The 12,040-nt window shown below is 70.8% G+C and carries 12 protein-coding genes; 9 read left to right on the forward strand and 3 right to left on the reverse strand.

The window, feature by feature from the left end; genetic code table 11:
* Positions 1-3 precede the first annotated feature (3 nt).
* Complete coding sequence (locus EV684_RS12680) at positions 4-1,272, reverse strand: MFS transporter (RefSeq protein WP_375138653.1); 1,269 nt, start codon at positions 1,270-1,272, stop codon at positions 4-6.
* A 27-nt stretch (positions 1,273-1,299) separates the two neighbouring features.
* Entirely contained in the window at positions 1,300-1,827 is a 528-nt protein-coding gene (locus tag EV684_RS12685; RefSeq protein ID WP_132647648.1) for a 3'-5' exonuclease, read from the reverse strand.
* A gap of 48 nt (positions 1,828-1,875) precedes the next feature.
* Here EV684_RS12685 and aroQ point away from each other — a divergent pair, with 48 nt between their 5' ends.
* A complete protein-coding gene (aroQ, locus tag EV684_RS12690; RefSeq protein ID WP_132647649.1) occupies positions 1,876-2,328 on the forward strand; it encodes a type II 3-dehydroquinate dehydratase in 453 nt (150 codons plus the stop codon).
* A gap of 92 nt (positions 2,329-2,420) precedes the next feature.
* Positions 2,421-3,932 carry a glutamate--cysteine ligase gene (gene gshA, locus EV684_RS12695; RefSeq protein WP_132647650.1) on the forward strand — a complete coding sequence of 504 codons (1,512 nt, stop codon included), beginning with the start codon at positions 2,421-2,423 and terminating at the stop codon, positions 3,930-3,932.
* A 12-nt stretch (positions 3,933-3,944) separates the two neighbouring features.
* On the opposite strand, the gene crcB is transcribed toward gshA, so the two are convergent.
* On the reverse strand, positions 3,945-4,328 hold the full coding sequence (gene crcB / locus EV684_RS12700; protein ID WP_132647651.1) for a fluoride efflux transporter CrcB: 384 nt from the start codon (positions 4,326-4,328) through the stop codon (positions 3,945-3,947).
* A 125-nt stretch (positions 4,329-4,453) separates the two neighbouring features.
* Between crcB and EV684_RS12705 the strand changes: the two genes are divergently transcribed.
* From EV684_RS12705 to ntrC, 7 genes are all read left to right on the forward strand, one after another.
* Positions 4,454-5,269, forward strand: coding sequence for a TIGR00266 family protein (locus tag EV684_RS12705; protein ID WP_132647652.1), 816 nt, complete (start codon positions 4,454-4,456; stop codon positions 5,267-5,269).
* Positions 5,270-5,312: 43 nt separating this feature from the next.
* Positions 5,313-6,176, forward strand: a complete 864-nt coding sequence (locus EV684_RS12710; protein WP_132647653.1) for an EI24 domain-containing protein — start codon at positions 5,313-5,315, stop codon at positions 6,174-6,176.
* Positions 6,173-6,967, forward strand: a complete 795-nt coding sequence (locus EV684_RS12715; protein ID WP_132647654.1) for a competence/damage-inducible protein A — start codon at positions 6,173-6,175, stop codon at positions 6,965-6,967. Before EV684_RS12710 ends, EV684_RS12715 begins: the two co-directional genes overlap by 4 nt.
* A 223-nt stretch (positions 6,968-7,190) precedes the next feature.
* The gene (glnA, locus tag EV684_RS12720; RefSeq protein ID WP_132647655.1) at positions 7,191-8,606 is read left to right on the forward strand and encodes a type I glutamate--ammonia ligase; all 1,416 of its coding nucleotides are present in this window, start codon (positions 7,191-7,193) and stop codon (positions 8,604-8,606) included.
* A gap of 99 nt (positions 8,607-8,705) precedes the next feature.
* Positions 8,706-9,209 (forward strand): hypothetical protein, encoded by a 504-nt coding sequence (locus tag EV684_RS12725; RefSeq protein WP_132647656.1) that lies wholly within the window; start codon positions 8,706-8,708, stop codon positions 9,207-9,209.
* A complete protein-coding gene (glnL, locus tag EV684_RS12730) occupies positions 9,206-10,288 on the forward strand; it encodes a nitrogen regulation protein NR(II) (RefSeq protein ID WP_132647657.1) in 1,083 nt (360 codons plus the stop codon). Before EV684_RS12725 ends, glnL begins: the two co-directional genes overlap by 4 nt.
* A 132-nt stretch (positions 10,289-10,420) precedes the next feature.
* On the forward strand, positions 10,421-11,893 hold the full coding sequence (gene ntrC, locus EV684_RS12735) for a nitrogen regulation protein NR(I) (RefSeq protein WP_132647658.1): 1,473 nt from the start codon (positions 10,421-10,423) through the stop codon (positions 11,891-11,893).
* The last annotated feature ends 147 nt before the right edge of the window (positions 11,894-12,040 follow it).

A 12,040-nucleotide genomic window follows, 5' to 3' on the forward strand; every position in this document is an offset into this window, starting at 1 on the left:
GCCTCAGCGCGCGGCGCGTGCCGGCGCGGCGACGAGTTCGTCGCGTTCGGCCAGCGCCGGGAACAGCCTGAACCAGGCCGCGGCGACGAGCAGCGTGCCGACGCCGCCCAGCACCACCGAGCCCACCGGCCCGAGCAGCGCCGCCGTCGCGCCCGACTCGAACTCGCCGAGCTGGTTGGACGCGCCGATGAAGATCGAGTTGACGGCGCTGACGCGCCCGCGCATCTCGTCGGGCGTCTCCAGCTGCACCAGGGTCTGGCGGATGACGACGCTGATCATGTCGGCGGCGCCGCTGATGCCGAGCGCGCCCAGCGACAGCCAGAACGAGGTCGACAGCCCGAACACGAGCTGCGCGACGCCGTAGACCGCGACCGCGCCGAGCAGCACGCGCCCGGTGCGCCGGCGCACCGGCCAGCGTGTCAGCAGGATGGACATCAACAGCGCGCCGACTGCCGGCGCGCTGCGCAGCAGCCCCAGGCCCCAGGGGCCGACGTGCAGGATGTCCTTGGCGAACATGGGCAGCAGCGCCGTCGCGCCGCCCAGCAGCACCGCGAACAGGTCCAGCGAGATCGCGCCCAGCACCGGTTTCTTCTGCCAGACGAAACGCACGCCGGCGAGCAGCGTCTCGCGCGTCACCGGCGTGGCCGGCGGCGGTGCGTGTTCGTAGCGCACCGCCAGCGCCAGCGCCGTGCCCAGGCCGAACAGCGCCGCGCAGGCGGCGTAGACCGCCGCCGCGCCGGCGACGTAGACCACGCCGCCGATGGCCGGGCCGGCGATGATCGCCGCCTGCATGCCGGCCGACGAGAAGGCCAGCGCGCGCGGCAGCAGCACCGGCGGCACCAGCGAGGGCACCAGCGCCTGCTGCGCCGGCATCTGGAAGGCCCGCACCACGCCTAGCGCGATCGACACGCCCAGCAGCAGTTCGCGGCTGGCCCAGTCGCCGGCGCTGGCCAGCCACAGCAGCGCCGAGACCGCCGCCGTCGCGCCCAGGCTGGCCGCGAGGATGCGGCCGCGGTGCACGCGGTCGATCAGCTGCCCGGCCGGCAGCGCCAGCAGCATCGCCGGCGCGAACTGCAGCAGGCCCACGAGCCCCAGGTCCCAGGCCGATCCGGTGAGGTCGTACATCTGCCAGCCCACCGCGACCATGGCCATCTGGCCGGCGGCGGTGCCGGCGAGGCGGGCGAACCAGAACAGGACGAAGCCGCGATGGGCGAACAGGGAGTCGGGGGCGGGCGGCAACGGACTGCGGGAATTCGGTGAAAACGTGACCATAGCACCCGGGTCGCGGCCCGGGCCCGATCAGCTGGAGCCCTGGCGCGATGCACGCAGCCGGCCCAGCGCGATCTGCAGCGCCCGGGCGTCGCTGCTGGCGCGGTGCCGCGCCAGGCCCAGCTCGCCGATGACGCCGCGACGCGCGTCGCCCAGCCGCGCCAGCGTGTCCTCGTCGAGCAGCCGTGCCACGGTCTCCAGACGGAACGACGGATGCACGCCCGCTTCCTCGAACAGCGCGCCGAGCCAGGCGTAGTCGTGCGCCCAGCCGTCGCAGTAGACGGTGCGCCCGGCGAGGTCGACGTTGAGCATCGCCGCGACCTCGGCCGCCGGGCGGCCGCAGCGTTCCAGCGTCTCGCGCGCGATGCCGTGCACGCCGGCGGCGCGTTCGTCCCAGTGCGTCCAGCCGGCGGCCGGACGGATCAGCGTGCAGCGCGCGCGGCCGTCGGGCAGCACGTAGCCGACTTCGATCGGGTAGCTCGCACGCCCGAAGCCCGAGGCCTCGACGTCGAGCACGCAGGGCAGCGGCTCGCCGGGCGTGGCAGGGGCGGGTGTCATGCGCGGGCACAGGCAAGGATCGGGCCGGCCTGCGGTTAGGATCGCGCCATGTCCAAGATCCTCGTCCTCAACGGCCCGAACCTGAACCTTCTCGGCCAGCGCGAGCCCGAGGTCTACGGCCGCACGACGCTGGCCGACGTCGAGGCGCTGTGCCGCGACGCGGGTGCCCGGCTGGGGGTCGAGGTCGAGTGCCGCCAGAGCAACCACGAAGGCGTGCTGATCGATGCGCTGCACGAGGCCGGCCGCGCCGTGAAGGCCGGTGCGCTGCTGGGCGTGGTGTTCAATCCGGGTGCCTACACCCACACCTCGGTGGCGCTGTTCGACGCCATCAAGGGCGCCGAGCTGCCGGTCGTCGAGGTGCACATCTCCAACGTGCACGCGCGCGAGGCCTTCCGCCACCACAGCTACGTCTCGCCGGCGGCCGCCGGCATCGTCGTCGGTTTCGGCGTCGATGGCTACCGGCTCGCCATCGAAGGCCTGGTGCATCAGCGCCGCGGCTGAGGCGCCGCGCCCGCCCCGTGGCGGGTGTCCCCGGCCAGCAGGGATGATGTGCTTGGCCGACAATCCGTTTCCGCCAGACGACTGGACCCCCGATGTCCCGACCGATTTCCCTGACGCCCGAGCGCCTGCGTGGCATGCGCCGTGGCATCGAGAAGGAAAGCCTGCGCGCCGACCGCCACGGCGCGCTGGCGATGACGCCGCACCCCGAAGCGCTGGGGTCGGCACTGACGCACCCGCACATCACCACCGACTTCAGCGAATCGCAGCTGGAGCTGATCACCGGCGTGCACGCCGGCGTCGAGGACTGCCTGGACGAGCTGCGCCGCGTGCACCAGTTCGTCTACCGCGCGCTCGGCGACGACGTGCTCTGGGTCGCCAGCATGCCGTGCCGGCTGCCGGCCGACGAGAACATCCCGATCGGCCGCTACGGTTCGTCCAACGTCGGCCGCGCCAAGAGCGTCTACCGCATGGGCCTGGGCCTGCGGTACGGCCGGCGCATGCAGACGATCTCGGGCATCCACTACAACTGGTCGCTGCCCGGGCTGGGTGACGACGACTACTTCGCGCTGATCCGCAACTTCCGCCGCCACTCCTTCCTGCTGCTGCTGCTGTTCGGCGCCTCGCCGGCGCTGGGCGCGTGTTTCGTCGAGGGCCGCGATCACGGCCTGGAGCCGCTGGGCCCGGGCTCGCTGCACCTGCCGCACGCGACCTCGCTGCGCATGGGCCGGCTGGGCTACCAGAGCGACGCCCAGGCCTCGATCTCGGCCAGCTACAACAGCCTGGAGAGCTATGCCGCGTCGCTGCACGAGGCCTTGACGCGGCCCTACCCGGCCTATGAGGCCGTCGGCGTGCGCAACCCCGGCGGCGAGTACAACCAGCTCGCGACGACGCTGCTGCAGATCGAGAACGAGTTCTACGGGACGATCCGCCCGAAGCGCACGATCCTCGCGGGCGAGCGCCCGCTGCACGCGCTGCGCGCGCGCGGCGTCGAGTACGTCGAGGTGCGCTGCATGGATCTCGACCCCTTCGAACCGCTGGGCATCGGCGAGGCGACGATGCGTTTCATCGACGTCTTCCTGCTGCACTGCCTGACGAGCGCCAGCCCCGAGGACACCCCCGAGGAGATCGCCGAGCTCAAGCGCAACCAGAACCTCGTCGCCACCGCCGGCCGCCAGCCGGGGCTGCGGCTGGAGCGCGGCGGCCGTTCGGTGGCGCTGGCCGACTGGGCCGCCGAGATCGTCGCCGGCTGCCTGCCGCTGGCGCACCAGGCGGACGCGGTGCTCGGCGGCGATGCCTACGCACGGGCCGTCGCCCAGGCCGACGAGCGCCTGCGCTGGCTGCAGACGACGCCGTCGGCGCGTGTGCTGGCGGCCGCCCGCTCGGACTTCGGCGGTTCGTTCTGCGACTTCGTGCTCGCCCAGTCGGAGCAGACCAAGGGTGCGCTGCGTGCGCTGCCGTTCGCCGCCGAGACCGAAGCCGCGTTCCGCGCCGAGGCCCTGGCTTCGCTGCAGGAGCAGCGCCGCATCGAGGCCGCCGACACGCTGTCCTTCGAGGACTACCGCGTCGAGTACCTGTCGCCCGGGCGGCTGAGTGTCGCCGGCTGAGCGGGCGCTTCTTCAGGCGCGGCGCAGCGCCTCGTAGGTGGCGAAGCCGCCCAGCGTCATCAGCACCGAGCCGAGCACGTGCACCGCCACCGTCGCGCCGGCCCAGGCCAGCCGGCCCTGCTGCAGCAGCACGACGACCTCGGCCGAGAAGGTCGAGAAGGTGGTCAGGCCGCCGAGGAAGCCGGTGACCGCGAACAGCCGCCACTCCGGCGCCAGCGTCACGTGGTGGGCGAACAGCGCCAGCGCGACGCCGATCAGGTAGCCGCCGATCAGGTTGGCCGCCAGCGTGCCCGGCGGCAGCGTCGGGAACAGGCCGTTGAGCGCCAGTCCCAGCCACCAGCGCAGCAACGCGCCGAGCGCGGCGCCGAGCGCGATCGCGAACATCGAACCGATCATCGGCGGAGCAGGGCAGGCGCGGGCATGGCGCCGCATTATCGGTGTGTGCCCCACGCGCAGCGTCGCGGCGCTTCGGTACCATCGCCGCCGAATCAACTCTGACCTCTCCCCGAGAGGAATCCACCATGGCAATGGACGTCGTCGACTTCGAGATCAAGGGCTCGGAGATGCAGTTCGTCGAGATCGAGCTCGATCCGGGCGAGGCTGCGGTCGGCGAAGCCGGCAGCATGATGTTCATGGATGCCGGCATCACGATGGACACGGTGTTCGGCGACGGCCGCCAGAACGCCGGTGGCGGCCTGTTCGGCAAGCTGCTGTCGGCCGGCAAGCGCCTGGTCACCGGCGAGTCGCTGTTCACCACCGTCTACACCAACCAGGGCGCCGGCAAGCAGCGCGTGGCCTTCGCCGCACCCTACCCGGGCAAGATCCTGCCGATGGACCTGTCGAAGATGGGCGGCACGCTGATCTGCCAGAAGGACGCCTTCCTCTGCGCCGCGCGTGGCGTGTCGCTGGGCATCGCGCTGCAGCAGAGGCTGTCGACCGGCTTCTTCGGCGGCGAAGGTTTCATCATGCAGCGCCTGGACGGCGACGGTCTGGCCTTCGTGCACGCCGGCGGCACCGTCGTGCGCCGCGAGCTGCAGGCCGGGCAGACGCTGCTCGTCGACACCGGCTGCGTCGTCGCCTACACGCCGGGCGTGGACTTCGAGATCCAGTACGTCGGCAAGATCAAGACCGCGCTGTTCGGCGGCGAGGGCCTGTTCCTGGCCAAGATGACCGGCCCGGGCACCGTCTGGCTGCAGAGCCTGCCGTTCTCGCGCCTGGCCTCGCGCATCTTCGCCGCGGCGCCGCAGCGCGGCGGCTCGCGCGAGGAAGGCTCGGTGCTGCCCTTTGCCGCCGCCGGGGGCGTGCTCGGCGGCATCTTCGGCGGCGACGAGGAGTAACGGCGGTGCAGCCGCGTCCGTCCACCGACTCCCGGGCCGCCCGATGACGCGGCTGCTCGACGCCTTCTGGCGCGCCGCGGCCTACTGCCTGCATCCGCGCGTCATCCTCTGGTCGCTGCTGCCGCTGCTGGTCGCCGGCGGCGCGGCCGGCTTCGCCGGCTGGGCGTTCTGGGAGCCTTCGGTCGACGCGGTGCGCGCCACGCTGGAGCAGTGGGCGCTGGTGTCGGCGGCGCTGAGCTGGCTGGACTCGGTGGGCGGCCAGGGGCTGCACGCGCTGGTGGCGCCGCTGGTCGTCGTCGCGCTGGCGGTGCCCGCGCTGATCGTCGCGACGCTGCTGCTGGTGGCGCTGCTGGTGACGCCGGCGATCGTCGACCTGGTCGCGGCGCGGCGTTTCCCGGCGCTGGAGCGCCGCCGCGGCGGGCGCTGGTGGCAGGGGCTGGCGTGGTCGCTGTGGGCCACGCTGGTCGCCGTCATCGCGCTGCTGCTGAGCCTGCCGCTGTGGCTGGTGCCGCTGGTGGCACTGGTGCTGCCGCCGCTGATCTGGGGCTGGCTGACCTACCGCGTCTACACCTTCGACGTGCTGGCCACGCACGCCGACGCCGACGAGCGCCGCCGCATCATGGCCGAGCAGCGCTGGCCGCTGCTGGCCATCGGCGTCATCTGCGGCTACCTGGGCGCGGCGCCGACGCTGCTGTGGGCGGTGAGCGCGGCGACGCTGATCCTGGCGCCGGTGCTGATCGTCGCCTCGGTCTGGCTGTACACCCTGGTCTTCGCGTTCGCGTCGGCCTGGTTCGCGCACTTCGCGCTCGATGCACTCGATCGCCTGCGCCGCGAAGCCCTGGCCGACGACCTGCCGGTGGTCGAGCCGCCGGTGCCCGTGACCCTCGAACCGCTGCCACCGCCATGAACATCGGCACCGTCATCATCGGCGACGAGATCCTCTCCGGAAAACGTCGCGACCAGCACCTGGCCAAGCTGATCGAGATGCTGGCCGCGCGCGGGCTGACGCTCTCGTGGGCGCGCTACGTCGGCGACGAGCGCGCGCGCATCAGCGAGACGCTGGCCCAGGCCTTCGCCAGCGGCGATCTGGTGTTCTCCTTCGGCGGCATCGGCGCCACGCCCGACGACCACACGCGCCAGGCCGCGGCCGACGCGCTGGGCGTGCCGTTGTCGCTGCACCCCGAGGCGCGCGACCTGATCCTCTCGCGCATCCGCGAGATGGCCGCCGAGCAGGGCGAGCCCTACGAGCCCGACCGGCCGGACAACGCGCGCCGGCTGCACATGGGCGTGTTTCCGGCCGGTGCGTCCATCATTCCCAATCCGTACAACAAGATCCCCGGCTTCTCGGTCGGCCACGTGCACTTCGTGCCCGGGTTCCCGGTGATGGCCTGGCCGATGGTCGAGGCGGTGTTGGACGGCCGCTACGCCCACCTGCACCAGGATGCGGCGCCGCGCGAACGTTCGGTGCTCGTCTTCGGGTCGATGGAGTCGACGCTGACGCCGTTGATGGAAGAGATCGAGACCCGTTTCGCGCCGGTCAAGGTTTTCAGCCTGCCCAGCGTCGATCACCCTCGGCACGGCCGCCATATCGAGCTGGGCGTCAAGGGCCGCGGCGAACTCGTCGACGCCGCCTATCTGGCCTTGCGGGACGGCGCCGCCGCGCTCGGCGCCCGCCTGGGCGACGAATTGGTGCGTTGATGCACCGGAGCGTGCACCTCATTGGTGCTGCCATGCGCACCAAGCTGGCATTCGTTTCGCGCCGCCCGTGACAGGCGCGCGTGGCGCCTGCCTCGGGGTCCGGGCCGACTCTCTGCGGCTGGCACACCTTCTGCTACATTGGGGCGCACCTTTCGGGGTAAGTACCGAGGGGTTGCCCCGATCAGACCAAACCCTTTCCACGAGCCCCCGCTAGGAGATCTGAATGGCAAAGACCGTTGCCGACGTGATGAAGCTGGTGAAGGAGAACGAAGTCAAGTTCGTCGACTTCCGCTTCACCGACACCCGCGGCAAGGAACAGCACGTCTCGGTGCCCGTTTCCGCATTCGACGAAGACAAGTTCACCGCCGGTCATGCCTTCGATGGCTCCTCGATCGCCGGCTGGAAGGGCATCGAAGCGTCCGACATGCTGCTGATGCCGGACCCGAACAGCGCCAACATCGACCCGTTCTACGAAGAGCCGACGCTGATCCTGACCTGCGACGTGCTCGAGCCGGGTGACGGCAAGCCCTACGACCGCGACCCGCGTTCGCTGGCCAAGCGTGCCGAGGCCTACCTGAAGAGCAGCGGCCTGGGCGACACCGCCTTCTTCGGCCCCGAACCCGAGTTCTTCATCTTCGACCAGGTCCACTGGCATGTCGGCATGGACGGCAGCCACGTGAAGATCACGTCCGAAGAAGCCCCGTGGTCGACGAGCAAGGAGCTCGACGGCGGCAACATGGGCCACCGTCCGGCGGTCAAGGGCGGCTACTTCCCGGTGCCCCCGGTCGACAGCTTCCAGGACATGCGCTCGGAGATGTGCCTGATCCTCGAATCGCTGGGCATCCCGGTCGAAGTCCACCACCACGAAGTGGCGGCCCCGGGCCAGAACGAGATCGGCACCAAGTTCAGCACGCTCGTCGAGCGCGCGGACTGGCTGCAGCTGCAGAAGTACGTGATCCACAACGTCGCGCATGCCTACGGCAAGACCGCGACCTTCATGCCCAAGCCCGTCGTCGGCGACAACGGCTCCGGCATGCACGTGCACCAGTCGGTCTGGAAGGACGGCAAGAACCTGTTCGCCGGCGACGGCTACGGCGGCCTGTCCGAGTTCGCGCTGTACTACATCGGCGGCATCATCAAGCACGCCCGTGCGCTGAACGCGATCACGAACCCGGGCACCAACAGCTACAAGCGCCTGGTGCCGGGCTTCGAAGCGCCGGTCAAGCTGGCCTACTCGGCCCGCAACCGCTCGGCCTCGATCCGCATCCCGTTCGTCAGCAACCCGAAGGGCCGCCGCATCGAAGCGCGTTTCCCGGATCCGCTGATGAACCCGTACCTGGGTTTTGCCGCGCTGCTGATGGCCGGCCTGGACGGCGTCGAGAACAAGATCCACCCGGGCGAAGCCGCCACCAAGGATCTGTACCACCTGCCGCCGGAAGAAGACGCGAAGATCCCGACCGTCTGCCACAGCCTCGACCAGGCTCTCGAGTACCTCGACAAGGACCGCGCCTTCCTGACCAAGGGCGGCGTGTTCACCGACGCGTACCTCGACGCCTACATCGACCTGAAGATGCAGGAAGTCACGCGCTTCCGCATGACGACCCATCCGGTCGAGTTCGACATGTACTACAGCATCTAAAGTCCGCCGGCGCTCGCGCGTCACGGTCTGCAGAAGGGACGGCTCGCCGTCCCTTCTTCGTTTCGGCGCGCCACAATCCACCGCACGGAGGTATCCCCCATGTCCCGTCGGCGAAGCGCCGGCCTCGCCCTGCTGCTGCTGGCCTCGGTGGCCGCCAACGCGCAAGGCGACAGCGGTCCCGTCTACCGTTGCCCCGGCAACCCCGAGAGCTATACCAACATGCTGACGCCGCAGCAGGCCAAGGACCGCGGCTGCCGCACGATCGAAGGCTCGCCGATCACGATCGTGCAGACGCGCCGCCCGACACCGGCGCCGCCTGCCCCCGCGTCTGGCGCGCGCCCGGCCGACAGCCGCATCGACCCCGCCGAACAACGCGCACGCGACAGCGACGCGCGCCGCATCCTGCAGGACGAGCTGCAGCGCGAGGAGCAGCGCCTGGCCGAACTGCGCAAGGAGTACAACGACGGCCAGCCCGAGCGGCGCGGCGACGAGCGCAACTACCAGAAGTACCTGGACCGCACGGCCTCGCTGAAGGCGCAGGTCGAGCGCAAGGAGCAGGACGTCGCGGCGATCCGGCGCGAGCTCGCGAAGGTGGCCCCGTGACCGCCGATGCCGACGCACTCGACGGCTTCGACGCCTTCGACTACCTGGCGACCATGGTCGGCATCGGCGCGGCCGACGGCCGCTGCCTGTTCGTCAACTCGACGCTGGAGAACCTGATCGGCCAGTCGCGGCGCACGCTGCGCCGCGGCAGTGTCTTCGACTGGCTCGTCGACTCGACCCGGCTGCGCGAGACGCTGGACTCGGTGGTGCGCGGCGAGGTCTCGTGCGGACGCTTCGACGGCGTGCTCAAGCGTCCGGCCTCGCTGGGCCCGGCGGCCGAGCTGCCGGTGCACGTCATCGTCAGCCAGATGGACGACGCCACGCGCGTGCTGATCGAGCTGATCGAGGTCGAGCAGCAGACCCGGCTGGACCGCGAGGAGCGTGCCCACGGCCTGGCGCAGGCCAACAAGGAGCTGGTGCGCAACCTGGCGCACGAGATCAAGAACCCGCTGGGCGGCATCCGCGGCGCGGCGCAGCTGCTGGCGATGGACGTGCAATCGAAGGAGCTGACCGAGTACACCCAGGTCATCATCCACGAGGCCGACCGGCTGCAGGCGCTCGTGGACCGGCTGCTCGCGCCGCATCGCCGCCCGCACGTCGTCGGCGACGTCAACATCCACGAGATCTGCGAGCGCGTGCGCTCGCTGGTGATGGCCGAGTACCCGCGCGGGCTGAGCGTCGAGCGCGACTACGACGCCTCGATCCCCGAGTTCCGCGGCGACCGCGAGCAACTGATCCAGGCGGTGCTCAACATCGCCCACAACGCCACGCAGGCGCTGGCCGAACGCATCGCCGCGGGCGACGCGCAGATCGTGCTGCGCACGCGGGTCGCGCGCCAGATCACCTTCGGGCGCAAGCGTTTCCGGCTGGCACTCGAATTGCATATCCAGGACAACGGCCCGGGCGTGCCCGAGGCCATCCGCGATCGCATCTTCCACCCGCTGGTGTCGGGGCGCGAGAACGGTTCCGGCCTCGGGCTCACGCTGGCGCAGACGTTCGTGCAGCAGCATCAGGGCACGATCGAATGCGACAGCGTTCCGGGCCGGACCGTCTTCAAGCTGCTGATTCCTCTGCCCTGAATCCGACCGAATGATCCTCGCCCGTCTGACGCATGTAACGTGGCCAAGCTGCCGCCGCGGATCCGGCTCTGCCGGTCCGCTGGCGGCGCCCCCCCTTGGGGGGGGAGCGCCGAAGGCGCTTCGGGGGGGCCAATGAAACCGATCTGGATCGTTGACGACGACCAGTCGATCCGCTTCGTGCTGGAGAAGGCGCTGGTGCGCGAGCAGTTCGCCGTGCGCAGCTTCTCCGGTGCACGCGACGTGCTCGCCGCGCTGGACGACGACGAGCCGCAGGTGCTGGTCAGCGACATCCGCATGCCCGGCGGCTCGGGCATCGACCTGCTGGCCAAGGTGAAGGCGCGGCTGCCCGGGCTGCCGGTCATCATCATGACCGCCTACTCGGACCTGGACAGCGCCGTCTCGGCCTTCCAGGGCGGCGCCTTCGAGTACCTGCCCAAACCCTTCGACCTGACCAAGGCCGTCGAGCTGATCCGCCGCGCCGTCGACGAGAGCCTGCGCGACGAGGTCGGCGAGACGGTCGACAAGGCCGTGCCCGAGATGCTGGGCCAGGCGCCGGCGATGCAGGACGTGTTCCGCGCCATCGGCCGGCTCAGCCAGAGCAACGTGACGGTGCTGATCACCGGCGAGAGCGGCTCGGGCAAGGAGCTGGTCGCGCGCGCGCTGCACAAGCACAGCCCGCGCGGCCAGGGCCCGTTCGTCGCGATCAACACCGCGGCGATCCCCAAGGATCTGCTGGAAAGCGAGCTCTTCGGCCACGAGCGTGGCGCCTTCACCGGCGCGCAGACCATGCGCCGCGGGCGCTTCGAGCAGGCCGACGGCGGCACGCTGTTCCTCGACGAGATCGGCGACATGCCGTTCGACCTGCAGACGCGGCTCTTGCGCGTGCTGTCGGACGGCCAGTTCTACCGCGTCGGCGGCCACCAGCCGTTGAAGACCAACGTGCGCGTGATCGCCGCGACGCACCAGAACCTCGAGCAGCGTGTCAAGGACGGCGTCTTCCGCGAAGACCTCTACCACCGCCTGAACGTCATCCGGCTGCGCCTGCCGGCGCTGCGCGAGCGCCGCGAGGACATCCCGATGCTCACCCGCTTCTTCCTGCAGAAGAGTGCGCGGGAGCTGGGCGTCGAGGCCAAGCGCATCACCGACGCGGCGGTCGCGAGGCTGCAGGGCTTCGAGTTCCCCGGCAACGTGCGCCAGCTCGAGAACGTCTGCCACTGGCTGACGGTGATGGCGCCAGCGCAGGTCGTGGAGCCCAAGGACCTGCCGCCCGAGCTGCTCGCGGCCGGCGAGCCTCGGCCCGCCTCGGCGGTGACGGCTACCGACACCGCGCTGCCGCCGCAGCTGATGTCCGCTCCGATGGCGATGCCGCAGGTGGTCGAAGCGGCGCCTGCCGGCTGGCTGGCGGATCTGGAGCGCGAGGCGCGCCGCCGTCTCGAGTCCGGCGAACCCGACGTCTGGGACGCCCTGACGCGCCAGTTCGAGGGCCGGCTGATCCACACCGCGCTGGACATCACGCGCGGCCGCCGCATCGAGGCGGCGCAGAAGCTGGGCATCGGCCGCAACACGATCACCCGCAAGATCCAGGAACTCGGCCTGGAGGACTGAATGAGGACGTAGCAGGCCGGAAGGCCTGCTTCGCCTCATTCAGGCCCGAGCGCGATTTCACGCGCGTGGGCTGAATGCAGATCGCCGGAAGGCCTGCTACGCCTCATTCAGGCTCGGGCAGTCTCACGCGCGAGACCTGTTCCCGGA

This window comes from Rubrivivax gelatinosus, from assembly GCF_004340905.1.
GTDB classification, from domain to species: domain Bacteria; phylum Pseudomonadota; class Gammaproteobacteria; order Burkholderiales; family Burkholderiaceae_C; genus Rubrivivax; species Rubrivivax gelatinosus.

Excerpts from the sequence above, each read along its gene's own strand:
- aroQ (WP_132647649.1), top strand. The coding sequence starts at position 1,876 with ATGTCCAAGATCCTCGTCCTCAACGGCCCGAACCTGAACCTTCTCGGC.
- EV684_RS12710 (WP_132647653.1), top strand. The coding sequence starts at position 5,313 with ATGACGCGGCTGCTCGACGCCTTCTGGCGCGCCGCGGCCTACTGCCTG.
- glnA (WP_132647655.1), top strand. The coding sequence starts at position 7,191 with ATGGCAAAGACCGTTGCCGACGTGATGAAGCTGGTGAAGGAGAACGAA.
- EV684_RS12725 (WP_132647656.1), top strand. The coding sequence starts at position 8,706 with ATGTCCCGTCGGCGAAGCGCCGGCCTCGCCCTGCTGCTGCTGGCCTCG.
- gshA (WP_132647650.1), top strand. The coding sequence starts at position 2,421 with ATGTCCCGACCGATTTCCCTGACGCCCGAGCGCCTGCGTGGCATGCGC.
- ntrC (WP_132647658.1), top strand. The coding sequence starts at position 10,421 with ATGAAACCGATCTGGATCGTTGACGACGACCAGTCGATCCGCTTCGTG.
- crcB (WP_132647651.1), bottom strand. The coding sequence starts at position 4,328 with ATGATCGGTTCGATGTTCGCGATCGCGCTCGGCGCCGCGCTCGGCGCG.
- EV684_RS12685 (WP_132647648.1), bottom strand. The coding sequence starts at position 1,827 with ATGACACCCGCCCCTGCCACGCCCGGCGAGCCGCTGCCCTGCGTGCTC.
- EV684_RS12705 (WP_132647652.1), top strand. The coding sequence starts at position 4,454 with ATGGCAATGGACGTCGTCGACTTCGAGATCAAGGGCTCGGAGATGCAG.
- EV684_RS12680 (WP_375138653.1), bottom strand. The coding sequence starts at position 1,272 with ATGGTCACGTTTTCACCGAATTCCCGCAGTCCGTTGCCGCCCGCCCCC.
- EV684_RS12715 (WP_132647654.1), top strand. The coding sequence starts at position 6,173 with ATGAACATCGGCACCGTCATCATCGGCGACGAGATCCTCTCCGGAAAA.